The organism is Sphingomonas sp. SUN019, from assembly GCF_024758705.1.
GTDB lineage: Bacteria > Pseudomonadota > Alphaproteobacteria > Sphingomonadales > Sphingomonadaceae > Sphingomonas.
In genome coordinates this window covers 1,307,724-1,332,094 of record NZ_CP096971.1, presented here as the reverse complement: position 1 = coordinate 1,332,094, position 24,371 = coordinate 1,307,724, and the positions used below count along the sequence as shown (strand labels likewise).

27 protein-coding genes are annotated in these 24,371 nt (G+C 63.7%); 10 read left to right on the top strand and 17 right to left on the bottom strand.

All coding sequences use genetic code 11. The annotated features are described in order from the left end of the window. The first annotated feature begins 279 nt into the window (after positions 1-279). The 8 genes from M0208_RS06530 to M0208_RS06495 all read left to right on the top strand — a co-directional run bounded on the left by M0208_RS06530 (position 280) and on the right by M0208_RS06495 (position 8,868). The gene (locus tag M0208_RS06530) at positions 280-609 is read left to right on the top strand and encodes a hypothetical protein (RefSeq protein WP_258890917.1); all 330 of its coding nucleotides are present in this window, start codon (positions 280-282) and stop codon (positions 607-609) included. Positions 610-614: 5 nt separating this feature from the next. Then, entirely contained in the window at positions 615-821 is a 207-nt protein-coding gene (locus M0208_RS06525) for a DUF3489 domain-containing protein (protein WP_258890916.1), read from the top strand. A 2-nt stretch (positions 822-823) separates the two neighbouring features. Then, positions 824-1,252: a DUF2924 domain-containing protein gene (locus tag M0208_RS06520; protein WP_258890915.1), complete on the top strand. Its 429-nt coding sequence runs from the start codon at positions 824-826 to the stop codon at positions 1,250-1,252. Beyond that, positions 1,249-2,916, top strand: coding sequence for a recombinase family protein (locus M0208_RS06515; protein WP_258890914.1), 1,668 nt, complete (start codon positions 1,249-1,251; stop codon positions 2,914-2,916). The genes M0208_RS06520 and M0208_RS06515 overlap by 4 nt, the downstream gene beginning before the upstream one ends. A 391-nt stretch (positions 2,917-3,307) precedes the next feature. Beyond that, a complete protein-coding gene (locus M0208_RS06510) occupies positions 3,308-3,571 on the top strand; it encodes a DksA/TraR family C4-type zinc finger protein (RefSeq protein WP_258890913.1) in 264 nt (87 codons plus the stop codon). 80 nt (positions 3,572-3,651) lie between these two features. After that, entirely contained in the window at positions 3,652-4,140 is a 489-nt protein-coding gene (locus tag M0208_RS06505; RefSeq protein WP_258890912.1) for a globin domain-containing protein, read from the top strand. 719 nt (positions 4,141-4,859) lie between these two features. After that, positions 4,860-6,338 carry an ATPase domain-containing protein gene (locus tag M0208_RS06500; protein ID WP_258890911.1) on the top strand — a complete coding sequence of 493 codons (1,479 nt, stop codon included), beginning with the start codon at positions 4,860-4,862 and terminating at the stop codon, positions 6,336-6,338. 7 nt (positions 6,339-6,345) lie between these two features. Further along, positions 6,346-8,868, top strand: coding sequence for an ATP-binding protein (locus tag M0208_RS06495; RefSeq protein ID WP_258890910.1), 2,523 nt, complete (start codon positions 6,346-6,348; stop codon positions 8,866-8,868). A 462-nt stretch (positions 8,869-9,330) separates the two neighbouring features. On the opposite strand, the gene M0208_RS06490 is transcribed toward M0208_RS06495, so the two are convergent. The 7 genes from M0208_RS06490 to bamE all read right to left on the bottom strand — a co-directional run bounded on the left by M0208_RS06490 (position 9,331) and on the right by bamE (position 13,752). Then, positions 9,331-9,774 (bottom strand): hypothetical protein, encoded by a 444-nt coding sequence (locus M0208_RS06490; RefSeq protein ID WP_258890909.1) that lies wholly within the window; start codon positions 9,772-9,774, stop codon positions 9,331-9,333. An 85-nt stretch (positions 9,775-9,859) separates the two neighbouring features. Continuing rightward, entirely contained in the window at positions 9,860-11,086 is a 1,227-nt protein-coding gene (locus M0208_RS06485) for an RNA polymerase sigma factor (RefSeq protein ID WP_258890908.1), read from the bottom strand. After that, a complete protein-coding gene (locus M0208_RS06480) occupies positions 11,086-11,445 on the bottom strand; it encodes a YciI family protein (RefSeq protein WP_258890907.1) in 360 nt (119 codons plus the stop codon). The genes M0208_RS06485 and M0208_RS06480 overlap by 1 nt, the downstream gene beginning before the upstream one ends. 77 nt (positions 11,446-11,522) lie before the next feature. Next, positions 11,523-12,395 (bottom strand): alpha/beta fold hydrolase, encoded by an 873-nt coding sequence (locus M0208_RS06475; protein WP_258890906.1) that lies wholly within the window; start codon positions 12,393-12,395, stop codon positions 11,523-11,525. Positions 12,396-12,749: 354 nt separating this feature from the next. Then, positions 12,750-12,944: a hypothetical protein gene (locus M0208_RS06470; protein WP_258890905.1), complete on the bottom strand. Its 195-nt coding sequence runs from the start codon at positions 12,942-12,944 to the stop codon at positions 12,750-12,752. Positions 12,945-13,035: 91 nt separating this feature from the next. After that, positions 13,036-13,437: a hypothetical protein gene (locus M0208_RS06465; protein WP_258890904.1), complete on the bottom strand. Its 402-nt coding sequence runs from the start codon at positions 13,435-13,437 to the stop codon at positions 13,036-13,038. Positions 13,438-13,440: 3 nt separating this feature from the next. Next, complete coding sequence (gene bamE / locus M0208_RS06460; RefSeq protein ID WP_258890903.1) at positions 13,441-13,752, bottom strand: outer membrane protein assembly factor BamE; 312 nt, start codon at positions 13,750-13,752, stop codon at positions 13,441-13,443. A gap of 104 nt (positions 13,753-13,856) precedes the next feature. Here bamE and M0208_RS06455 point away from each other — a divergent pair, with 104 nt between their 5' ends. Further along, positions 13,857-14,090 carry a helix-turn-helix domain-containing protein gene (locus tag M0208_RS06455; RefSeq protein WP_258890902.1) on the top strand — a complete coding sequence of 78 codons (234 nt, stop codon included), beginning with the start codon at positions 13,857-13,859 and terminating at the stop codon, positions 14,088-14,090. Positions 14,091-14,100: 10 nt separating this feature from the next. Here M0208_RS06455 and terL read toward each other — a convergent pair whose 3' ends face one another. The 9 genes from terL to M0208_RS06410 form a co-directional block, all read right to left on the bottom strand. Continuing rightward, complete coding sequence (gene terL, locus M0208_RS06450) at positions 14,101-15,555, bottom strand: phage terminase large subunit (protein ID WP_258890901.1); 1,455 nt, start codon at positions 15,553-15,555, stop codon at positions 14,101-14,103. Further along, complete coding sequence (locus M0208_RS06445) at positions 15,552-15,926, bottom strand: DUF5681 domain-containing protein (protein WP_258890900.1); 375 nt, start codon at positions 15,924-15,926, stop codon at positions 15,552-15,554. The genes terL and M0208_RS06445 overlap by 4 nt, the downstream gene beginning before the upstream one ends. Beyond that, positions 15,923-17,308 carry a DNA methyltransferase gene (locus tag M0208_RS06440; RefSeq protein ID WP_258890899.1) on the bottom strand — a complete coding sequence of 462 codons (1,386 nt, stop codon included), beginning with the start codon at positions 17,306-17,308 and terminating at the stop codon, positions 15,923-15,925. The genes M0208_RS06445 and M0208_RS06440 overlap by 4 nt, the downstream gene beginning before the upstream one ends. A 905-nt stretch (positions 17,309-18,213) precedes the next feature. Next, complete coding sequence (locus tag M0208_RS06435) at positions 18,214-18,435, bottom strand: AlpA family transcriptional regulator (protein ID WP_258890898.1); 222 nt, start codon at positions 18,433-18,435, stop codon at positions 18,214-18,216. Then, the gene (locus M0208_RS06430; protein ID WP_258890897.1) at positions 18,432-18,650 is read right to left on the bottom strand and encodes a DUF2274 domain-containing protein; all 219 of its coding nucleotides are present in this window, start codon (positions 18,648-18,650) and stop codon (positions 18,432-18,434) included. The genes M0208_RS06435 and M0208_RS06430 overlap by 4 nt, the downstream gene beginning before the upstream one ends. 1 nt (position 18,651) lies before the next feature. Next, the gene (locus tag M0208_RS06425; RefSeq protein ID WP_258890896.1) at positions 18,652-19,854 is read right to left on the bottom strand and encodes a TrbI/VirB10 family protein; all 1,203 of its coding nucleotides are present in this window, start codon (positions 19,852-19,854) and stop codon (positions 18,652-18,654) included. Next, positions 19,851-20,780 carry a P-type conjugative transfer protein TrbG gene (trbG, locus tag M0208_RS06420; RefSeq protein WP_258890895.1) on the bottom strand — a complete coding sequence of 310 codons (930 nt, stop codon included), beginning with the start codon at positions 20,778-20,780 and terminating at the stop codon, positions 19,851-19,853. The genes M0208_RS06425 and trbG overlap by 4 nt, the downstream gene beginning before the upstream one ends. Next, positions 20,777-21,589 (bottom strand): conjugal transfer protein TrbF, encoded by an 813-nt coding sequence (gene trbF, locus M0208_RS06415; RefSeq protein ID WP_258890894.1) that lies wholly within the window; start codon positions 21,587-21,589, stop codon positions 20,777-20,779. The genes trbG and trbF overlap by 4 nt, the downstream gene beginning before the upstream one ends. After that, positions 21,589-22,035, bottom strand: coding sequence for a hypothetical protein (locus tag M0208_RS06410; RefSeq protein WP_258890893.1), 447 nt, complete (start codon positions 22,033-22,035; stop codon positions 21,589-21,591). The genes trbF and M0208_RS06410 overlap by 1 nt, the downstream gene beginning before the upstream one ends. 50 nt (positions 22,036-22,085) lie before the next feature. Here M0208_RS06410 and M0208_RS06405 point away from each other — a divergent pair, with 50 nt between their 5' ends. Continuing rightward, on the top strand, positions 22,086-22,217 hold the full coding sequence (locus M0208_RS06405; protein WP_258890892.1) for a hypothetical protein: 132 nt from the start codon (positions 22,086-22,088) through the stop codon (positions 22,215-22,217). Positions 22,218-22,516: 299 nt separating this feature from the next. Here the strand turns inward: M0208_RS06405 and M0208_RS06400 are convergent, their stop codons facing one another. After that, on the bottom strand, positions 22,517-24,289 hold the full coding sequence (locus tag M0208_RS06400; RefSeq protein WP_258890891.1) for a ParB/RepB/Spo0J family partition protein: 1,773 nt from the start codon (positions 24,287-24,289) through the stop codon (positions 22,517-22,519). Positions 24,290-24,371: the final 82 nt, after the last annotated feature.

Sequence of the window (24,371 nt, the reverse complement as noted above, 5' to 3'; positions counted from 1 at the left end):
CAACTAACCAACTTGGAGAATGGCGGTGCATTTGGTTTGACAGCACCCTCCTTGGTTTCGGCAGGCGGGATGTGCCGATGCGTTCGAGCAGCCGACGATGGTAGAACCAGTCAATCTGCATCCGATCCGCCCATTTCATTCGACTTCGCTGCAACAGCAAGCATTGGTGCTGGTGTGAACGGGGCCGCGAACAGCGCGGCTCCTGCCCCGGCCGGGTGATCGGCGGGGCTCTGGGTGGTGGGGCCGACGATGGTGTTGGTCCCGCTCCGGAGACCATTCATGGCCAAGAATCTCAAACTCACTGACCTCCAGCTGATCCTGCTATCGGCCGCCGCCGCGCGCGACGATGGCAATGTGTTTCCGCTGAAGGACTGCATCAGGGACAAGACCGCCGAGGTGGCAAAGGCGATCACCCCGCTACTCAAGCATGCGCTTGTGGTCGAACAGCCTGAGACCGTTCTGGTCCGCGTCTGGCGCGAGGACAGCGATCAGCGGATCGGCCTCGCCATCACCGATGCGGGGCGCGGCCTGATCGACAACGCCGGACCGGATGTGCCGAAGACCACGCGATCATCGTCGAGAGCTCACCGCTGGTCACGGTCAGCGTGACGAGCGTGCTGCGCAGCGGCAGCAAGATTGAGCAAGTTATCGAACTGCTGCGCCGCGACAAAGGCGCAACCCCGATCGAGCTGATCGAAGCGACCGGCTGGATGGCGCATACCATGCGTGCGGCGCTCACCGGGCTGCGCAAGAAGGGGCATCAGATCGAGCGCAGCAAACGCGACGAGACGACCTGCTATCGCATCATCGCGGTGGTGTAAGCATGACGATCGCACAGAATAAGCTCGATGTCAGCCTGGCGGCGCTGGCGACCATGTCGTCGGCGCAGCTGCGCGCGCAGTGGGTCAGCGTCACCGGTCAGGTCGTCCCGAAGGTCAGCCCGGCGATGCTGCGGCTGGCGCTCGGCTGGGAGATCCAGGCCAAGATGTTCGGCGGACACAGCCGGGCGACGTTCGGCAAGCTGACGCAGCTGGCGGCGGCCAGCACGAGAACCTCGCCCGCGGTGCCCGGCATGCGGCTGGTCCGCGAATGGAACGGCGTCGTGCACATCGTGACAGTCGGCGAGGACCGGGTGATCCGCTGGAATGACCGCGACTGGAACAGCCTGAGCGAGGTCGCGCGCGCGATCACCGGCACGCGCTGGTCGGGCCCAGCGTTCTTCGGGCTGAAGCAGAAGGTAAAGGCGGCATGAAGCGGGTCCGCTGCGCGATCTACACGCGCAAATCGAGTGAGGAGGGGTTGGAGCAGGACTTCAACAGCTTGGATGCGCAGCGCGAAGCGTGCGCCGCCTATGTGCTGAGCCAGGCGTCCGAAGGCTGGACGCTGCTCCCCGAGATTTATGACGATGGCGGCATCTCGGGCGGTACGCTCGAGCGCCCCGCGCTCCAGCGGTTGCTCGCCGATGTCGCAGGCGGGCGGATCGACACGATCGTGGTCTACAAGGTCGACCGGCTGACCCGCTCGCTGCTCGACTTCTCGAAGCTGGTCGAAGCGTTTGATGCGGCGGGCACCAGCTTCGTCAGCGTCACCCAGTCGTTCAACACCACGACCAGCATGGGACGGCTGACGCTCAACATGCTCTTGAGCTTTGCGCAGTTCGAGCGCGAGGTCACCGCCGAGCGGATCAGGGACAAGATCGCGGCCTCGAAGGCGAAGGGCATGTGGATGGGCGGCACGCCGCCACTTGGCTACCGGCCGGACGGGCGCAGCCTTGCCATCGTCGAGGAGCATGCCGCGATCGTGCGCGACATCTTTGCGCGCTACATCGCGACCGGCAACGTCCGGCTGGTCGCCGAGCAGCTGGCACGAGAAGGGATCGGCGCACCGGTGCGCACGCGGATCGGTAGCGGCAAGGCGTTCGGCGGGGTCGTGTTCACGCGCGGGCAGATCCATGCGTTCCTCAAATGCCCCGCCTATGTCAGCGAGGTCCATCACAACGGGCACGTCTATCCTGCCCTGCATACAGCGATCATCGATCGCGCGACCTGGGACGCTGTTCAGCACCGGCTTGACACGCATGTCCGCGGCGAGCGGCGCGCTGCCCGCGCGGCAAGCCCGAGCCTGCTTGCCGGGTTGATCGTCGATGCAGCCGGGGTTCCGCTGATCGCGACCCATGCCTGCAAAGGCAAGGTGCGATACCGCTACTACGTCAGCCGTGCCGTGCATCACGGGGGCGGTGATAACGAAGCGGGGGTTCGGATCCCCGCGCTCGAGATCGAGACCGCGGTCGCACGGACGATCTCACGCGCGTTCGATGATCCGCTGGCGCTGGCGGCGACCCTCGGGCTCATAGTCCGCCCGGCGGACATCCATCCGCTTACCAAACGCAGCGTGGATGTAGCCCGGCATGCCGCGAAGAGCGACCGGGCCGTGCTGCGCGCGATGATTGCGCGGGTCCGAATTCACGACGACGCGGTCGAGATCGACCTCGCGACCGCAGCGGTCGCGGCGCACTTGCAGCTGAGCGCAGGTAGCGAGGCGCTCGCGGTCACCACATTGCACTCGGCGCTGCGGCTGACCCGCACCGGCGGCGCGGTGCGGCTGGTGCAGGCCAATGGGTGCGCGCCTGCCGCGGTCGTCGACGTGTCGCTGATCGGGCTGGTTATCAAGGCCCGGCGTTGGTGGGGCGTGCTTCGCGAGGGCGAACTGGGGCTTGTGGAACTTGCCGCGAAGGAGAGGATCAGCTCGTCCTATCTGACCCGTGTGCTGCGGCTGGCGTTCCTTAGCCCCGCGGTGGTCGATGCGATTCTCGCGGGCGCACTGCGGACCGGAGTATCGGCGCGCACGGTAACGCTGGACACGATTATCCCGGCGTGTTGGCAGCAGCAGCGAATGCTCCTGCTGCCGGCGGCATAATACCAGTTCCGCGCGTTATGACTTGGGCGACAATGCGGAATTGCACTGCTGCGATGGCCGGGCGCTAGCCGGGTCCGCTGCTGCTATTGCCGCGCAATCCATAATCAGCTTGCAGGACCGTATCGCTGCGCCGGGTGTTAGGGTAAGCGCCATCCCGCGCGGCCCATCAAGGATCACCAATCCGGCCTCCGTATTCACGCGAAACGCGTCGTCATGAATTTCCATCGTCGGAGCACTCGGTCTTGGGTTGGGTGATGTCCCGATAAACGCGCAGGATTGGGCTTCGTCCCTTTCCCGGTACGCCAGACGTACTGACCCAAATCAGTCCATCGGGTCGAGCCCAGTTGCGCGCTTGATACAAGATGGTCACGACATGAGCAGGAGCGAACCAGTGGCGAGTGGCTGGGCTGGCGATGGCGCCGTGCAGGATCAGATTGAGGACACGGTCTCGGATGCCGTGATGGCCGCGCGCTTACGAATGCCGACCGGCCTCGGCACACCGTATTGCGTCATGTGCGGTGAGGATATTCCAGAACCCCGTCGCCAAGCCCTTCCGGGGGCCAGAACCTGCATTGGTTGCCAAGCGTCTCAGGACGCTGATCGGCGGGCTGGAGGGATCAACCGCCGGGCCAGCAAGGATAGCCAGCTTCGTTAGGAGTTAGGAATACCGCTAGACATGGCGATTGATTAATGATGGCAGTCTCCGACCATCAAGGTCGAGGGCGATCAGGCCGCTTGCGCACATCGCTGGCACTGAAACTTTCCTACATCGCGCAGTCCTGGAGGGTTATGCGACAAGAACAGGTTGAATTGATCCGGCGGAGTTTCGAGATGGTTTTGCGCGCAGGGGATCAGGCGTCCCTCGCGTTCTATAACCGGCTGTTCGAGCTCGCACCCGAAACCCGAAGCCTCTTCAAGGACGACATAGCAGAGCAGGGACGCCTGCTGATCGCCGCGCTCGCCAGGATCGTAACTGGCCTTAGCCACCAACAGGATGTTCTTCCCGCACTTCGGGAGTTAGCCGTTCGTCACGTCGCCTACGGCGCGAGAGCGGAGCACTATCCGATGGTTGGAGATGCATTGCTCTGGATGATCGACCGCATCTCAAGCCCGGAGGTCGATCTGCCAACGCGGGAGGCTTGGCGGGCTGCTTACGATCTGGTGGCCCGGGCGATGATCGAGGCGGCACACGGGAGCGCCGAACACGATCGACGGGCGATCTAGCCACGGCCGCGCAGGCGACGGCAAAAAAGGCCCGGCCATTTCTGACCGGGCCAGGAGAAACCCATGCTCTGGGTCGGCACTTACAATCGCGGGGACCCATCGTTCCGTAATTTACTGAATAAAGATGCTCGCTGATCGGCTCAGGCCTTAGCAGCGAGGCAGGCTCTCGGTGAACGCACAGAAATTTCTGATCTTGCGGGCTCCTGAAGCCGAAGCGGCCGCGACATACGATGTAGCGCAAACAGAAGCGCGCGACGACGATACCCGCTGGGTAAATTAGCGCATGCTGCCTATGCGGCGAGCCGTCAGGATTGTGGGAGTAGATGATTACTCTTGCTGATAACAAATGAAATTGCCGCGCGTTAGATTCTGATGGCGAGCACGCGAAACTTTTCCAAGCTATCGCAGTCCCGGGCTGGATCGAGCGGGCCGCGGGCGAAAGACGATTGGCGGCGGCGATTGGTGGATGCGGACCAGCCGACTTCAAGCGCTCAGATGGTCTGAGCGGCCGCTCGTCCATCGAATCCAGGGCCGCAGCGGCGCGCTTCATTTCAGTCGTACCGCATCGACGAAACATCGACTGAGCGCGCCGCTGGTCGCGATCAACCGGCTGTGTTTGCTATTGTCCTAAGGACAGTTCTGACATTCGTCGATTGACGCGAGGCAAGGCTTTGACGAAGCCGAGCTGATACGAGTTTGTCGTGAAGAGGCGGGGATTGATGACGAACCACACGACCGGCGTTGCTGGGCTGGACGAAATACTCGCTGGCGGCCTCTCGGAAGGGCGCCTGTTTTTGATCGAAGGTAGTCCCGGAACAGGCAAGACCACGCTTGCCAGCCAGTTCCTGCTGGCAGGAGCCGAAGCGGGCGAAAAGGGTCTCTACATCACGCTTTCCGAAACCGAGGAAGAGTTGCGCGACGGCGCTGCATCGCATGGCTGGACGTTCGGTGAGGGCTTCGAGGTGTTCGAACTCGTGCCGCCGGAAAGCCTGCTCGATGATCAGCAGCAGCAGAGCTTGCTCTACTCGTCAGATCTCGAACTTGGCGAGACGACCAAGCGCATATTTGAAGCGTTCGAGCGGGTGAAGCCGTCTCGCGTTGTGCTCGACAGCCTGTCGGAAATCCGACTGCTGGCGCAAAGTTCGCTGCGGTATCGCCGCCAGATCCTCGCCCTGAAGCATTACTTCTCGCATCACGAGGCGACCGTGCTGATGCTCGACGACCTCACCGCCGATGTGCTCGACAAGACCGTGCACAGCGTCGCGCATGCGGTCATTCGCCTCGAGGAACTATCGCCCAATTACGGCGCCGAACGTCGGCGGATGCGCGTGCTCAAATACCGAGGTCGCCGCTTCCGCGGAGGCTTTCATGACTTCGTGATCGACACCGGAGGTATTCGGGTCTTCCCTCGACTCGTTTCATCCGAACACCACACCAAGTTCAGGCGTGAGACGGTCCCAATCAATAACCCGGAGATAAACGGGCTGCTCGGGGGTGGATTCGAACGTGGCGCAAGTACGCTGATCCTCGGGCCAGCCGGTACGGGCAAGTCGTTGCTGACCCTGACCTTCGTCCAATCGGCCATCGAGCGTGGCGAAACCGCGGCGATGTTCGTTTTCGACGAGGAACTGGGTCTTCTGTTCGAGCGCTCGAAGGGGCTTGGCATCGACCTGCAAGCGATGGTGGACTCCGGCAAACTCGTGATCGAACAGATCGACGCAGCTGAACTAACCCCCGGCGAATTTTCCGAACGGGTCCGGGTTCGCGTCGAGAAGAATGGCGCACGTACGGTCGTGGTCGACAGCCTCAATGGCTACCAGGCGGCCATGCCCGAAGAACAGGCGCTGATCCTGCACATGCACGAGCTGCTGCAGTATCTGAACAGGCAAGGCGTCACGACCTTCCTGACGGTCGCCCAGCACGGCCTCGTCGGCGACATGAAATCGCCGGTTGATGTGACTTACCTTGCCGATACGGTGATCCTGCTGCGCTATTTCGAGGCCTTGGGTCGGGTCCGTCGCGCGATTTCGATCGTTAAGAAGCGGACGAGCGCACACGAGGACACCATAAGGGAATTCATGATCGGCGGGAATGGCATCACGCTGGGCGAACCACTCACCGGCTTCCAAGGCATCCTGCGTGGCGTGCCCGACCTGGTGGGGGACGCGTCCGGGCTTCTCGACATGAAAAAAGCGTGATGTCGTTTTGAACCGCACAAGTTCGGAAGGCGCCATCATCCTAGCGCCGCACGGTCGCGATGCCGCCGTCGCCGAGGCGATGCTGCGAGAAGCTGGTTTGGATGCGGCGGCAGCTGCGGATGTACCGTCGCTCGCAAAGGCGTTGCGCGACGGTGCCGGGTTCGCCATCGTCACGGAGGAAGCGATGCGCGGAGCCGATCTGCGCGAGCTTGCCGCTTTCCTGGCGGACCAAGCCGAATGGTCCGACTTTCCGTTCATCGTGCTCACCGCCCGTGGCGGCGGACTGGAGCGCAATCCCGGTGCCGTGCGGCTGCTTGAGACACTGGGAAATGTCACCTTTCTCGAACGACCATTCCATCCGACGACGCTGATCAGCCTGGCCCGTGCTGCACGACGCGCGCGTTTGCGTCAGTACGAAGCGCGCGCCCGACTGGAAGACATTCGGGAGGGGCAGCAGCGGATGCGCGTGGCGCTCAGCGCTGGCGGACTTGGAGCATGGTCGCTCGAGCTTCAGAATACGACACTAGCAGCATCTCCGGAGTGCAAAGCGCATTACGGGCGCAACGGCACCGACTCGTTCAGCTATGAAGAGCTGCTTGATGCCGTCCACCCGGACGATCGCGCGCGGATGAGGGCAGCGGTGCAACGCTCGCTCGAATCAAGCGCGGACTACGATATTGAGTATCGCTGCGTCTGGCCGGACGGATCAACGCACTGGGTGCAGGTCAACGGCCGACTGGAGTATAGCGTCGCTGGACGACCGCTACGCATGGTCGGGGTATCGCGAGATATCACGGCACGGCACCGGACCGAAAGCCGCCGAGCCGCCTTGTTGGCACTCGGTGATGGATTGCGTCAAACGCTCGACCCCGAGGCGATGTCGTTCATCGCTGCCGAGATTCTCGGCAAAACCTTCGGCGTGAGCCGATCCGGGTACGGGATCATCGATCCGGTGGCGGAAACCATCACGGTCGAGCGCGACTGGAACAAGCCGGGGACCGATAGCCTGGCCGGGGTTCTCAACTTTCGCGATTATGGATCGTACATAGAGGACTTGAAGCGCGGCGACGTTGTTGCGATCGCCGATGCGCGAACCGATCCGCGCACCGTCGACGGTGCCGCGGGTTTGGAAGGCATTCATGCCCGTGCATTCATCAACATGCCGGTGGTCGATCATGGCGATTTCGTCGCCCTGCTCTATCTCAACGATAGGAATGCTCGCGAATGGAGCGCGGACGATCTGACGTTTGTTCGCGACGTGGCGGACCGGACCCAAGCCGCCATTGAGCGGCGCTACGCCGAAAATTCACTTGCCGAACTAGCGGAGTCGCTTGAACGACAGGTCGAGGAACGAACGCGCGAAAGTGAGGAGGCGCAAGAGCAGCTTCGTCAGGCGCAGAAGATGGAGGCGGTCGGTCAGCTGACCGGCGGCCTGGCCCACGACTTCAATAATCTTCTGACCGGGATCTCGGGCGGCCTCGAGCTGATCAAGCTCCGCGTCGATCAAGGCCGCTCCGGAGAGATCGGCAAATATCTCGAGATGGCGCATTCTGCGACGAAGCGCGCCGCTGCGCTCACGCACCGTCTCTTGGCCTTTTCGCGCAGACAGACGCTCGACCCGAAGCCGACCGGGATCAATCGGCTGATCACAAGTATGGACGAATTTCTGCGCAGGTCAGTTGGTCCAGCGATCGAGCTGGAAGTCGTCGGCGCGGCCGGCCTGTGGACGACGCTGATCGATCCCAACCAGCTTGAGAACGCCCTGCTCAATCTGTGCATTAACGCGCGCGACGCGATGCCTGACGGCGGCCGGATCACGATCGAAACAGCGAACAAATGGCTTGATGAGAAGGTGGCGCGCGAGCGCGACGTGCCCGCAGGCCAGTATGTCGCGCTGTCGGTCACGGACACCGGCACGGGTATGTCACCCGATACGATCAGTCGTGCCTTCGATCCGTTCTACACGACGAAGCCGCTCGGTGAGGGCACCGGGCTTGGCCTCTCGATGATCTACGGGTTCGTTCGGCAATCGGGCGGGCAGGTCCGCATCTATTCCGAGGTTGGGCAGGGCACGACGATGACGCTCTATTTCCCGCGTGCCTATGCGGACGACGAGACGGAGCACAATCGTGAGGGGCGGCTCGCGGACTTGCCGTCGGCCGATGGCGAGACGGTGCTGGTCGTGGATGACGAGCCGGCCGTACGGGCGCTGATCACCGACGTGCTTGGCGATCTCGGTTACAAAACCATCGAAGCGTGCGACGGACCCGAGGGGCTGGCGTTGCTTAAGTCGCGATCGGCGATTGAGCTGCTTGTGACCGACGTCGGGTTGCCAAAGGGCATGAACGGGCGCCAACTTGCTGACGCGGCCCGCGTCGATCGACCCAGCTTGAAGGTGCTTTTCATCACCGGGTATGCCGAAAACGCGGTGATCGGCAATGGTCAGCTCGAACCCGGGATGCATGTCCTCACCAAGCCGTTTGCTATGGATGCGCTGGCAAATCGGGTTCGCGAGTTGATCGCAAACTAAGTTCGGTTGCACTCGGCACTCGTTGGCGGCTGTGCGCCTTCAATCCCAGCCATTCGACGGGTCAAGCCGCCGTTCGTTCAGGCGTCGTCGTCGGCCACGATTTTGGGGAAGCTGCCTGTCCGCTTTCGGGCATTCATACGCGCAAGCGGACGATCGTTCATCAGGCAAGCAGCGACCGCTTTGCGCCTCATTTTCAGACGTTCAGGCTAACCTCGGCGAAGCCCGAAACCTGCCGTCTGTTGATCCGGCCCGAATTGTCGACGGGAACGACCGACATTAGGACATTTATGTCAGGCGGCTATCAGGATCCCCGCAGCGGATAGCTGCCGCTTGCTACGCCGCGAGCTGTCCCGAAAACGATCGAGAAGCGGGAAAGCGTACCTATTCTCGAAACCCGTCCCGCAGGATGAAACGGGGAAAGCAGCCTACGAAGTTTGGTGTCGCGATCCCCGCCTCCGCGGATCATGCGAGCAGCGCGTGCTGGCGCGCCACGATACTCGCCCCAGACAGGCCGAGGGCGATCACCACCACCACGATCAGGATCGCCATCTGGCCATCGATCGCCTCGAACACCCCATAAACATAGTCACCTTCGAACAGTGCGACGTAGCCGGCCAGCGACGCGGCCAGCACCGTCACTGCAGCGGCGCGGCGCAGACCCAGCAGGACGCTGCCAATAAGGCCGCCGATGCTACCAAGCGCGAAGGCCAGCTTCATCCAGAGTGGGAGGCCGTAGTAGAGGTCCGCCGCCGGGGCGCTCATCCCCTTCATCATCAGGCTCTCGTTCGTCTGCGTGACGAAGTCGGCGAGTTGCACGATGCCGAAAGCGTTCCAAGCGACGCCCAGACTCGCCACGATCAGCAGCCATGCGGGCGCCTTGCCGCGTTCGATCGCACTCTGGTTCATGTCGGTCCTCCATCGTTGACGTAGCGATGTGCGGCGGGCGCACGTCGTTTCGACAGCGGGGAAGATGATCGCACGACTATTCTCGCTAACCGTCTCGATATCCCTCCGTCAGCAGGAAGCGGCGGATGCCGTTATCGCTGCTTAGACCCGCGGCACGGGATGCCGCCTCGCGAGCGGCAGACGCCTGTCCGCTCAGCCACAGGATCCGCGCGCGCGCCGCCCACCACGGCTGATAGGTCTCCGCGCCGCCGATTGCGTCCAACTGCGATAGCGCCGCGTCGGTATCGCCGTTTTCCGCCACCGTGACGGCGCGTGCGACGAGGACGCCGGTAGTGGGGGCGAACCGAGACAGCAGGTCGTAGAGCCGCACAAGCGGGGCTTGCAGGCGCTCTCCGGTCATGCGCTGCTCCGCGTGGAGCGACTGGATCGCGGCCTCGGTCTGGAAACGGCCCGGCCTTGCCGCGCCGGCGGCGGCGCGGAGGGTCGCCTCGCCTTCCACAATCATCTCGCGCGACCACAAGGTCACGTCCTGATTGCGCAGCGCGATGAAACCGCCGTCGGGACTGCGCCGGGCCAGCCGCCGCGCCTCGCAGTGGAGCATCATCGCCAGCAAGCCGAGCGCCTCCGGTTGATCGGGTGCCAGCTGCACCGTCAGCCGCGCGAGCCAGATTGACTCGTCGGCGAGGCCCGCCAGCTTCGGGTCAGCGCCGGCCACGTCGTCCCAAGCCGTGCCGTAGGCCGCGTAAATCGCGGAGAGCACCGCCGACAGCCGCTGCGGAATGTCCGCCATTTCCGGAATGGTGAAGGCGATGCCGGCGTCACGGATGCGGCGCTTGGCGCGCACCAGACGCTGACCCATCGCGGCGGGCGCTACGAGGAAGCTTGCGGCGATCCGTGCGGCGTCGAGGCCGAGCACGGCCTGGAGCATCAGCGGGGCCTGGGCGTCCGCCGCGATCGCCGGATGCGTGCACGCGAACATCAGCTTCAGCCGGTCGTCGCCATAGTCGTCAGCCGTCGCGTCGGCCCGTTCATCCTCCAGCATCCTGACCACCGCCGTGTTGCGGTCTGCGGTGTGGTGCCGTGCCGACGCGTGGCTGGCGCTCCGCCGGGCCACGGTCAGCAGCCAGCCGACCGGATTGGCCGGCACGCCGTCCCGCGGCCACTGCGCAATGGCGGCGGCGAACGCGTCGGCCAGCGCGTCCTCCGCCGCGGCGATGTCGCGGGTACGCGCGGCAAGGATCGCCAGCAGCTTGCCGTAGGAGTCGCGGGCCGCGAGCGTCGCCCGTTCGACGGCGTCGCAGGCCGCGTCCATCAGGCGGCAGGCGGCGGCAGCACCGGGCGAATCTCGACCGAGCCCGCCGTCACGCACGGCGCACGCGCCGCCCATTCGAGCGCGGCGTCGAGGTCCGGTGCATCGAGGATAACGTAGCCGCCCAGCATCTCCTTGGTATCGGCGAACGGTCCGTCGACGACGTGGCGCGTACCGTTCTCGACGCGCAGCGTGGTCGTGACCTCCGGCGGCTGCAGCCCGTTGCCGCTGACCATCGCCCCGGATTGCGCCAGCGCACCCATATAGGCATTCCAGCCGCCCCAATACGCCTCGGCCTGCGCAGGGTCAGAGCGCTTGCCCAGTTCCTCGGGAGTCTCGTTGAACAGCAGCATGTAGTGCATCGGAATTGCCTTTCGCCTGATGATGTCCGTCTGTCGACGGACTGTCGATGGGTGAGCGTGATTGCACGTGCTCATCGTCATGTGCGGCAGGGTGGGTGTGTTTCGACAGGATTCAGATTTCGGCGCGGATCACGTCGATGACAGCCGCGGGTCGTTCGAGGTCGGGACACGCCTTGGTGTCGTCGATCAGCGTGAAGGGGATTTTCGGCCTCAGCGCGGCGAGCCTGCGTCCCGTCGCCACGCCAACCTGCGTTTCGCGCGCGCCTCAGCAACGGCGCGATGTCGTATCGCAGGCTGCCGTTGGCGAAGGGTAGCGCCGACCATGCGGCATTCTCTCGGCGGGCGTTGAACAGGAAGGCGTCGACGATCCGGCGGGTGACGAGGGCCGGGTCCGCAAACCCTTCCTGTCGCAGCCATCCGCCGATGAACGCGCGCCGGTGGAACAACAGCCGGTAGAAAGTGAAGCCCGCCGCCGGTCCGGCGAACGGCGTAATGGTCGTGCGCGCCAGCGGCCCGAACGCATCCTCGCCGAAGTCCTTACCGCTCGATGGCGTCAGCAGGACCAGCCTGGCGAACAGGTCGGGCCGGCGCTCCGCCAGCGCCAGCGCAAACCCGGCCGCCAGCGACTGGGCGATGACGATCGCCGGGGTGCCGAGGTCGTCGAGCAATGCTTCCAGTGACGCGACATAATCGTCGAACAGAATGAAGCGCGACGGGTGGTCGGAGGCGCCCCAGCCGACCCAGTCGGGCACGACGACGCGGTGTGTGCCGGCAAAAGCCGCCGCGACGAAGATCCAGGTCCAGGACGATGCGCCACCTCCGATACCGTGGAGGAAGACCAGGGGCACGCCGTCACCGGACTCGTAGACAACACTGCCGCCGGGCGGTGTCGGCAGCGTCTGTGACGTGAACCCCGCCGCGAGCGGCTGGGTATCGATGTGACGGCTCATGTCTGCAACGGATTGGGGCACAGCGTGGATCAAGGCGGGCTTCGGCTCGGCGGCGACTTCGTGGTTAGGAGGTTGAGTACGGGCGCCGGGCCCCCTTAGCTGCTTAAGCCTCCTGCACGGCGTGGAATCCCTGTCTGAGCACGTCATTTAACGGGAACGGCTGCCTCCACGCCCACGTGGGCTATCGAGCGCACAGCTGCGGCGTTCAACTGCGTAAAGTTGGCCTTAAAATTGAATTTAGTGGGTCGGCCGATCAAACCCCGAGTAACCGCCCTGACGCAAAATCCGCGTCGCCACAAAGTAGCGTTTTGAGAGGTTGACGACGTCACCTTAGGTGGTTCTTTGTTCGATCAATCAGTGATCCCATCGTCGTAATACAACCGCGGCTGCTTCAGCTAGCCTAACGATATCGCCACCCGCGATCGCAAGCTGGGTAATCCGCTCATGGGTCTGAACTAAATCGCGCACTAACGCTGTTTCGATTGTATCTTCCATGATCATACCGGCGAGCGTGCACAGTCGGTCGATCGTTTCGTGCGCATGGTCCATATCACCTCCGCGGCCAGGAGCCGCCACCCGGAATGGAAGTCCATATCCAGCTTTTGCTGGAACGGAATTAGAGGCGTCAAAAGCCATATTATCAGCAGGACCGTCGCCAAAGCTCCGTCATTGCTTCGGTGCCGATCTCGCCCTCGACTGTCACGGTGCCACCAGCCACAAATCGCTGCGTACCGGCCATGCCACCAAATCCATTTCTTGCATTCACTTTACCGCACACGACGGACGGGCTGTTTCCAGCAGCCGGAACGACGCGCACGTCGCTAAATTCAGCCGATGACGGATCACGCAGGTGCTGCTTCACCAGAGTCTCAGCAGCCGCCCGGTAGATAGCAGTGCTGGGTACGCCAGGCTGATCGGCCGCGCTCCGGCGCGAGCAGGTAGAGAACCCGATCAGCACTAGCAAGAGCAGAATTGCAACGATTACCAGGCGCGCTTTAATGGCGTCGCCGGGGGGCGGAGGTGCTGGATCAAGAGTTGCCATCGCCTACCGGATCTCAGTGTTCGTCTGGCTGACCAGGCCGATGTATTTCCCGTCGGCACTAAATATCAGCAGCACCGAACGCGCTCGGGCGGTGCCGAGCATCGTTCCACGAGAATGAACCCACATTAGCTGCTGGCGCCCGTCAGGCAGGCTGGCGGTGGTCGTCGGGCGACCCAGCCGCGCGACCACCTCCGCCTTCGCCATCCCAGGTGTCAGCTGATCCACCACGGCCGGGTCATAATCCGGCCCCATCGATACGCAGGCGCCGAGCGTGGCTGCCAGCCCGATCGTGATAATCTTCCCGAACTTTCGCATCTGCGCTCCTTAATGTCGTCGATCAGTGACACAGGTGATGCTTGGCGACGCCAGGAAGTCAACGAGAATGTCTCTGATCGTCTGTAGATGGATCGTCGACATCGATGTCTGTCGCTGGCGTGGATATTCGCCAGCGCCTCGCGACCAATATGAAGCGGCTTCGCATCGAGCGGGGGTGGTCGCAGGAGCGCTACGCATTCGAGGCCGGCATACACCGAACCTACGTATCCGATCTCGAACGCGCTGCGCGGAACCCTTCGCTCACCATTCTTGATCGACTTGCCGTGCCGCTGGGCGTACCAGCGTCACAGCTTATCGAGGCGATCCCCGAGGAATGAGTGCGGCCCGTTAAAGATACCGGAGGCCGAGCAAGAGATCCGTCAGCGTTTCGGGTGTGGGGTCCTCCACGAGGTCGAGGCCGTGGTAGATGAATCCAGTTTGCCCTCGATCTCGCGACCAATTGAGATACTGGCTAACGCTGTCAGCCTGATCGTCATGACGGGCGTTAGGAAACTGCAGCAGTTCTCGCTCTAAGTCGGTCAGCCAGGCAGCGTCGAGCGGAAACACCACTTGGCCCTTTTCGAAATAATAACTGGCTGACGAGAAGCGTGTTTCTTTGTCGCCTTTAGGACGCAGTTCCGTGGGGTAGATATGTTGCGCGCGGAGGTAGGCGTTCAGGTTCGAGCCGGAGCCCTGCGCTTCGACCAGCGTGAAGTCGGGTCGAAACCGCTCGTTTAGCATGATCGCGTCGTCGACGAGCTGCGGCAGATCCTTCTTCACCCGGTGCACATGGAGCAAATAATGGCTGTCATGCTGCTCGCTCCACACAGTCGCTACCGAAAAATCCGCCTCGGGCACGCCCTTGATTGCGGTGTCCCACGAAATCGTCACGCGCCTTTCGCCGCGCGGCGGTACCGTGGTGTAGCGCGGCATGCCGGCGAGTTTCAGATTATTGCCTTTGTCCGGGACCGGGTCCTGCTGCATTTGCGCTGCAAATCCGTGCGCCGAATATAGCGCACGCGTCTCATCAATAACCTCCGCCGGTTCGTGTTCTGGGTGAAGCAGATCACCTTCCCGGCGATGGTGGATTCGCCCATGCCAAAGCTCATAGTCTTCGTCGCGGGGCGCAACGGCGGGCAGAATCAGGCGCTCGAACCGCGGCTGATCCATGAGAAATCCGGTCAGATCGTCCTCGTGCAATCGCTGCATGACAAGCACGATTTTACCATTTGCCTTGTCGTCGAGCCGGCTGTGAAGCGATTCGCGGTAAAGCCGGATCGCCTTTTGACGCGCCACTGGCGAAGTGATTTCGTTAGCCGGCAGCGGATCGTCGATAATGATATAGTTGCCACCATGACCGGTTAACCCCGCCTCGAGCGACGAGGCCTTACGCCCGCCCCCAGCGGTGGTCTCCATTGCGTCCTCAGCTGTCTTACTGAGTACGGTGTCGGGAAATATGTGGCGGTACCAATCGCTCTCCATCACTCGCCGACATTCGCGGCCGAACCGGTTAGCCAGATCGGCCGAGTGCGACACACATAGGAATTTCGCGCCGGGATCGTGCCCCAAGACGAACGCGGGGAGCGCGACCGACGTAAGCATCGACTTAAGCCCCCTGGGAGGAGCGTTGATAATCTGACGCTTGACCGTTCCACGGCGCACTTTCTCCAGACACCAGGTCATCGATTCGATGCTCCAATTGTCCTTGAACTCCTCGGACGGGTTGAGCGTCTGGAACACGCGCGTGTTAAACGCGTGGAAGTCGGCGCGCAGGACGGCGTTGACGACTTGAGTATCAGTCATTTTTCAGGTGTTCCTTTCATACGGCGCGCGAGGAAGGCGGCGATGATCGCCTCGTCGTCTGCGTCGGCCGGGGAAGTTGCGGGGTCTGCGGTCTCGTCGACGGGCAGCCGCACGAGCAGCTGGAGTAGCTGCGCGACCGCGCGTGCGTCCCCCTTGATCGAACGTGCGACTAATCCTCTTATGAGCGCACGTTGTTTGGTGAGCCTAAGTGGTCGGCCACCCTCGGTGACCTGCACGGTCGCGGCCATCTCCTCCGCGAGGTCAGTTACGAGATTGCGCTGCCCCTTCTTGCGGCCGCTCGGATTGCCGCTCTGCCCTTTCGACCACTTCGTGTGGTCGGGCGGGCTCTTGTATCCGACCTTCTTCGTCATAGCCCCGCCACCGCTTGATCGAGGCGGAGCGCGCCGCGCTCGGTCATGACCTCGGCAAACGTCCGGCCGTCACCGTTCAGCGTTGCCGCCCTGCCTGTGAACCGTTCCCAGCGGCGGACCGCGGTATCGACATAAAGCGGGTCAAGCTCGATCGCGGCTGCCCGCCGCCGCGTGCGTTCGGCAGCGATGATGGTGGTACCCGAGCCAGCGAATGCGTCGAGCACCAGACCGCCGCGGTTTGAACAATCGCGGATCGCGTCGGCGACTAGCGACACCGGCTTGACCGTCGGATGGCTCGCGAGTTCCTCGTTGCGCTGGCGCCCGAAGCTGTTCAACCCCGGGTAGCGCCAAACATTCGTCCGGTAACGGCCGAATTTACCGAGCTGCACATTATTTATGTGCGGCGCGTTGCCCTTCTTGAACACGAAAACTAGTTCATGTTCGGAGCGGTACAGGGATCCCATCCCCCCCGAGCCCTTAACCCATACGCACATATTCTTGAGCTCGTCGTAGGCCGAACCGCCTGCTTCGAGCAGCTCGCCGATATGGCGGAAGTCCATGCACACGTAGTGGATCGAACCATCACGGCTGAACTTAGCCATCAGTCCGAGCGCTGTGCTTAAGAAGTTGGTGAACTCCCGCGACGACATTTCGCCCGCGGCCATGGCGAACTCACGGTGGCGCACTCTCCCCAAACCGCTCACATTCTTATCGATTGGGACATTGTAAGGCGGATCAGAAAAAATCAGGTCGGCTAGCTCGTTGCCGAGCAGCTGGGAAAAGCTTCCCGCCGACAATGCGTCGCCGCAAAGCAGGCGATGGTCGCCAAGCATCCACAGATCGCCGACGGATGATACCGCGGCCGCATTCGGGTCGATCGGTTCCACCACGTCCGCCGGGTCGGGGGCGCTACTGCGGCTTGTGGTCGCCGACTGATCGAGTAACAGGTCGATCTCCGCAGTCTCGAACCCGGTCAGCTCAACGTTAAAGTCGAGCATTTCCAGGTCGGCCAAGGTCGCAGACAATATTTCGAGGTCGAACGTCGACATGTCACCGATCTTGTTATCGGCGATCGCGAGCGCCATTCGTGCTGTGTTAGTCAAACCATCGATTTTGACGCACGGCACCCGCTCGAGCGGCACCGATGCGGCCGCCTCGAGCCGCGCATGCCCAGCAATCACCTGCTGTTTTTCATCGATTAGAAGTGGGTTGGTGAAGCCGAACTCGCGGATATTGGCCGCAAGCAGCGTGATTTGCTTTTTGGAGTGTTTGCGGGCATTTTTCGGGTCGGGCGTGAGCGCCGCAACTGGCAGATACTCGATCTTCAAAAATCGCTCAGCGCGTCTCACATGCGGTGTTTTTTTTGCTATCAATTGGGCCATCTGAAATCCCTCGGATCGGCCAAACAAAAGCGTCGGCCGATACCTTTCAATTTTTATCGGGCGGATCGCAGAGCCGATGCTCCTGGCCCACGGGGATTGAGTTAACCGGCCGGTGTTTTTTCGACTTTCGCGTGCGGGTTAAAACGCGCCGCGACGTCGAGTTGAAGTTGCCTGCTCCGATGTGTCGATTGCGTGCAGCGGCTAGAAAAATTCCCTGCTCGACTCCATGCATCAAGTGCGCAGAATTACCGGCCTACGGGGGATCGTATCGTCGCGGTGTGTCCGCGGCGCATGCTCGCTCGCAAGTTTCCCTGCAGGTTACCCTGCACGCACGGATTTTCGCGCGCTGACTGCGTAGTTTTGCCCGGGGATTTGACGCCGCGGAGAGCGGCTTGTGGATTCGGTACTGGCTGCAAGGGCCGTAGAGAACGCGGACTAAAGCGGTCCCGTTTGGTCGGCGGAGAAATTCTCTGTGCTACCATTCAACGTGGAAAAGCCGCGGAACTGCGCCCAATTCAGCGAATTCTCGCTAGGCGCGACAAATGTGCTGACCAGCTGGCGGAGCGGGAGGGATTCGAACTAATCAGCTAAACGACTAATTTGCCGCGTTTCTGATCTATCCCAATTTCCGCGATACCTCGGAATGTACCTCGTCAACCTTTCCGCCTGAAAACCGTTACTTGTCGGCTCAGTTCGGTTCCCGGTCTGGTAATCGAACCCACGATACAAAGCAAGTGCGGAAGCACCTAAACCGCGGCGATTCATCACGCGCCGGGGCCTTGAAAACATGGGGCGTTGTACGGGCTCAAATCCATGACAATGCTACGGAGTAAGTCATTCTCTTTGGCTGCCGCGGAAAGTCTGGCGGGATGTTGCCGTCGACTAAAGCGAACCGGAAGCGATGATCAAACCTTGCGCTTTTTTCCTTCGAAGCCGTCTTTCACATCATCGATCCAAGCGACAACCTCCAGATTGCTCCATCGCGAAGCGGACGGCGAAATTTTATAGGGCGCTGGAAACTTGCCCTCAAGGATCAGCCGGTAGATCATCGACTTGCCTAGGCCGACGCGTCGCTTGACCTCGTCGAGTTTAACGAAGCGATCGGGAAGTTCTGGGTCGACACTCATTTTCTGGTCGATCGGTTGCGAGCGAAGGCGCGATCGCTCTCAAGGAATGCCGCAAGCATCGCGGGCACCAGTTCGACGATCGGTTCCTCGACGCCGTAAATCTCAGCGTAGATCGCGGCATAGCTTTGCAGGGCGGCTTGTAGGTCAGGCGTTATCGTCAACGAGATCTTGACCGGAGTGCGGTCTGGCAGTTTTCCAAGCTTTAGTTCGGGCATGTCAGCCTCCGACGCCGCGCCACGGCGCAAAAATGAGATCCTTGTGGACGACGAGCCGAACGGTCGCGCCGGGCCGGATCGTGATCGTCGGTTGGATGTCGAGATTGCGCGACGTGAGCTGCTCGCCGGCGCGCGACACATTCTGCTGGGTGGATTCGCGGATCGCCTGGACGAGATCGCTCTCGCCCGTGACCGTCAGCTCGGACCCGACTCCGAGCACCGTGGCCAGCGCGACACCCTTGAGCAGCGCCCAGGTGTGGAAATCGACCTTGTCCTGCAGGCCGGCGTAGCCCGAAGCATCGGTTGCCGGGACATTGTCGATCCGAAGCGAGCTGCCGTCGGGCATTATGATCCGTTGCCACACGATGAGCGCACGCTTCTGCCCGAAGGCGACCACGCTGTCGTACCTGCCGATCAGCCGCGATCCCTGTGGAATGAGCAGGGTGCGTCCCGTCGGGCTATCGAACACCTGGCTCGTCACCTGTGCCGTCACCAGTCCTGGAAGATCGGACCGCAGGCCGGTGATCAGGCTAGCCGCGATCACGCTGCCCGCCGACAGCAGATATGGCGACGGGGCTGCCGCCAGCGCGTGCGGATTGATGTCCCCGGAGCGATCGAGCGTGCCGACGAACTGGGCCTTGCGCCCCTGGTCATTCGGGTCCCGGCCGGGGTCGATGGCTTGGCCCGATGCCTCGGCCGCCGGGATCGTCGGCGTTGCCGCCGCGTCGGCTACGCCAGTCGGTGATGTGGCGGTGCGGCCTCGCACCAACACCCCCGATTGGCGAGCGGCCCTCAACTCCGAAAGCCGGCGCTCCCGTTCTTGCGCCGCCGACTGGCCCGACGGATCATTGGCGGTGCCGGTCTCCATCGCCATTCGGCGCTGGCTTTCGAGGATCGGCCTGCCCAGGTCACCGGGGAGCGGTGGGCCGAGTTTCGGAGTATCGCCATAGGTTGCCGGCAAGCTGTTCAGGGTGTCGGTCGATGGACGGTTGCTCGGCTCGGACAGTTCCGGGCGGTCTGAGATCGAGCGGAAGACGCGTGGTTTCAGCGCGATCCATGCGACGACGACCAGACTGACGGACCCGAGCGCGGCGACGGCGATAATCACGCCGCGACGGAAGCGGATCGCGCGTGCGGGTTTGGTCCGGATGGCCAACGTCTCGGGATCGAGTTTCAGCGCAGGGGAGGCGGGTACGTCGCTCATGAGCGCTTTCCCTTTCGCGAGGGGGTGCCGTCACCGATGCGCGCAATACGGACGATCTGCTGCTTCCTGGTGCCAAGCCTGAGCTCGGCCACGTCGAAGATTCGATCGACGATGTAGAACCGGCCGCGGACACGGTAATTGACCAACTCGGCGTCGCCGGTCGGCCCGACGACGAACAGGGGCGGCGCATCGCCGACGGCGATGCTGACGGGGAACTCGACAAACGTCTGCCGGCCATCGTCGAACGCACGAAGCGGCCGCCACGCAGCTGCGTCGCCACTGATCGCGTAGTTGAAATGAAGGCTGTCGACCGCCAGTCCTTCGGAAACAGGGGCCGCTGCCGCGGCCTGGTCGGCAGCCCGGCGCAGGGCGATCAGCTGGTCGGCTGGGTATGTCCATGACAGGGCAGCCATCGCGGTGCGCGACGTTGCGGTGAGTTGGAGGTGGTAGCTCCGCCGATCCGTCGTGACGACGAGGTTGGTCGCGAGGCCGGAGGTGAACGGCTTCACCAGGACGTGCGTCCGCTTGTCCGCGCCGGTGCCGCTCGTCGTGTCGCCGATGACCCACCGGACTGTATCGCCGGCCGCCACCGCCACAAGATTCTCGCCGGGCTGCAAGGCAATGTCGGTGACGGCGCCGGGCGCGGTGTAGACTTGGTAGATCGTGCCGTCGCTGAACGGGAATACCTGGACCGCATTCACGAAGCCCTGTGCCAGCGGCTCCAGCGTGGCTGCACGATTGGCAGCAGCGACACGCGCCACCACCGGGTTGACGCGCTTGCGGGCGATCGCTCGCCGAGTTGGCTGCTTCGGCGCTGGCGATGCCGTGGCAACGGCAATCGGCTCAGACGATGGCTGAGACCTGGTTTGAGCCGGCGCTGACGTCGCGACTATCGCGAGGGCGGACACTGCGAGAACGAGCTTCATGGGCGTGACTCCTGGGCAGGCTGTGTGGGAGCAGCGAGATTGGGATCGAGGGGAGAGTCGAGCGGCAGGCCTGCCGGGGCCGGCGGAGGAGGAGTAGGCGGCGGCGCCAGGCGCGACTGTGCTGGAGGATCGAGTTCCCGGCTCCAGTCCACAGCATCGACATAGATGCCAAGGGGGTTCTTCCGGAGCGTGTCCGCATCGGTGGGGGCCCGCATCACGACGGTCAGGATCGCCGTCCAGCGCTGCGTCCCGGCCTGCGCACCGCGTTCATAGGCGGTTTCGGTCCATTTGACCTGGAAGGACCGGTCCGACGCGCGCACCACGCTTGTAACCTGAACCGACACCGTCCGCTCGCCGATATTGGCGAAGGGATCGGCGGTTCGGGCATAGTCGCCGAGAAACTGTGCGCCGCGCTTGGTGGTGAAATCATACGCTTCGAGCCAGTTTTGGCGAACCAGCACCGGATCGAGCGATCGGCCGCGGACGTTCGCGATGAAGCGCGAGAGATGCCATGTGATCTGCGAGTCAGTGGGACGATAGCCGGCTTGCGCTTCCGAGACGGCGCGCGCCTCGCCCAGCCGGTCGACCTCCACGACATAGGGCGTGATGCGGCTCTGCACCGATTGCCACACGAGAGCTGACGAGAGACCGCCGGTAAGCGCAAGGCACCCGAACGCCATCAGGCGCCAGTTGCGCGCTTGCACGCGGGCGGAGCCGATCCGATCGTCCCAGACTTGGCCGGCACGCTGATACGGCGTCTCCGGCTCCGGGGTTTGTCCGTAACGCTGGACGGCGCGCTTGAAGATCATCAGTCGTCCCTTTCCTTGATGTCGGGGGTGGCGGAGGCGCCGCCACGATCGCCTTGCTGCACGGCGTGCAGAGCGACCTGGCGGTGATGTCGGGCGGTCTGTTGGCCACGCATCGCTCGTGCCCAGGCGGGGGCACCGTCGGCGTTGCCGGATGGTGATGGTTCAGCCCGGCCGCCACGGTTGAGGGCATTCCAGGCCGCAGCCCGCCCGTGCGAAGCGGCTTCGCCCAGGCCGAGCGCGCCGGAGGCACGCTCGCGGGCGGCATTGCCGACGGCGCGCGCCACGCCGCCAAGGCCAGCCGGCATCGTCGGTGATGACGCGGTGTCCTTGCCAAACGTGTAGGCAGTCGACGCTGCCGATCCCATCGCGGTGCCGGCCCGCACCGCACCGAGTGCCGCACCGCCGAGCGCTCGCGCCCCGCCAACGGCTGCGCCGCCGGCAAGCATTGTGATCCCGGCCGCGCCGACGGTCGAATATTCGGTTCGAGGGCGCGCCGATGTGGCGAAGCTACGTGCCGCAGGCGCGTGCGCTGCTCGCGTCGATCCGTTCAGCAGCGCCCGCGGGCAGCGACGCCGAGCGTTGGCGCACGATGATCGAGGCCGCGCTCGCCGACGGCGACGGCAGCTAGGTCCGCTGGTTGCGATGATCGGTATGTGAGTGCATCCCGCTGGTCTGGCGGGGCGGCGCGCTGGCGCGCCGGATCGCCTGCCGCATGGCCGTGCGCCCAGCGGGCGCACGGCCATGCGGCGCGATTTTTTCCGACCGATGTCGGGCGGGGCACGACGCCGCCGCGCGCGTCGACACGGGCGACGACCACGCGAAGCTGGCGAAGTTCTCCCGTGGGAGAACGCTCCGGCGAGGGCGGAAGGCTCGGGTGGACAGCGCGTAGCACGGTCCACCCGATAACCCCCGCCCGCTTGCGGTCGCTCACGCGGCTTGCGCAAACGGCTCCTGCCCGGCGTCGGGGTCCGGCGCTGGGGGCCGCGCCGCTTCGACCTTTGCGTGGGCGGCGACGGTGGCGACGCCACCGCGCGCGGTATAGGCCGACGCCGGGAAACCCAGCCATCTGGGCACCCAGCGTTCGACCTTGGTCCGCCCGTCGCTGCCGTCGAGATGATCGCGCACGATGCGCTTCAAGGTCTTGGTCTTCTCGCCGATATTGGCGGCAGCGACCGTCTCGCCCGCGACCTCGGCGACGATCCGGGTCAACACTTCCTTGTCGCGGATCAGGTCGAAGAACGCCGGTTCGGCCTGCCACCAGTCGGCCATGTCCACGTCGATCTGCGTCCCGAGCGCGGCAACGGCAGCGCTGCCGCTCGCCAGTGTCTCGCCCATGACGACCGTGATGATCTCCATGAGAATGGCGTCGGGAAGGTCGATCAGGCGCAGGAAGATGGCCGCGACGCCGTCGTCGTCGCCGTTGCCGCCGGTGACGGTCGGCTCCTCGGGCGAGAAGTCGAGCACCGCCAGCACCGCGCGGCGGCGCTCGTCGAACACCGTCTTGCCGCGACACGTCTCCACGCTTTCGCGCACCTCGTCGTTGCGGGTCGCTTGCGGTTCGGGCGACACGCGCCACAGCTGCGATCCGCCGATCGCGTGCGCCACCAGCATTCGCAGCGCGATGCCCGGATGCCCGAACAATGCGGCGCGGACGGCGGCGTGACGATGCAGGTCGAGATAGGTCTGCATGGTCGCGGTGACTTCGGGCCGCGCGGGTTTGGCGGGGTCCGGGCCGTCGCCGCGCGCGGCGCGCCGGGCCTCATTGGCGGAGAGATAGCCTTCGTGGAAGACGACCTCGCCGGTCGAACGTACATCGACATAGACGCGTCCGCCCTTGCGCTTGCCCGCCTTCTCATACTCCCACGAATGGAAGTGCTCGGATGGCGGCACGACCACGACATCGCTCCAGCCTTCCGCGAGGTAGGTTGCGCGGCGCGCCGCGATGGCGTCGTTCTGCGCGGTCCAGAACGCATCGGCGTCCGCGAAATAGCGGTCGTCGCCGAACAGGTCGGAGACGACCCCGCCCGTGAACGTATCCACGTCGAACAGCGCGAACCGCGCCGGAATCGACTGCCCGCCGAACAGCCATGCCTTCAACTGGTGTCCGGTCGGCACGTAGCCATCGGGGTCGTCGAACAGCGCCAGCCAGCTGCGTTGCTGGCTCTTGCTGGCGAGCGTCAGGTGGCGGACGGTCGCGCGGTCGATCTTGTCCGCCGCGTAGAGGTTGCGGATGCGCGGCAGCAGATTGCCGAGCGCGAGCACGCGGCGGATGGCGAGCGCGGGCAGCCCGAACGTCTCGGATATCTCCTCGGGGGTGCGCCCCTCCTTCACCAGCCGGGTGAACGTCTCCCACTGCGTCACCTCGTCGGCGTCGAGCCTGGCCAAGTTCTCGATCAGCGACGCCTCGATCGCGGTCGCATCGTCGTTCTCGTCGAGGATCGCGCAGGGCAGTGCATCGCCGACCGGAAGGCCTTGGGCCGTCCGCTCGCCGTGTACCAGTTGGGCGGCGTGGAAGCGCCGCCGCCCGGCGACGATCTCGTAGCGGTCGGGCGCGCCGTTGGCGCGGACGATCAGCGGCTGGAGGATGCCGCGCTTGCGGACGGTCGGCAGAATGTCGGATACGTCGGGTGCCTTCTTCGCATAGCGCATGTTGGCCTTGCTGACCGACAGCTTGCCAAGCGGGATGAAGTCTAGTTTCATGGTATCAGCTCCTTCGTGAGCGCCGGTCCCGGTCGAGAGTGGATTCGCGGGCGGGACCGGTCGGTGATGGCGGCGGAGCGCG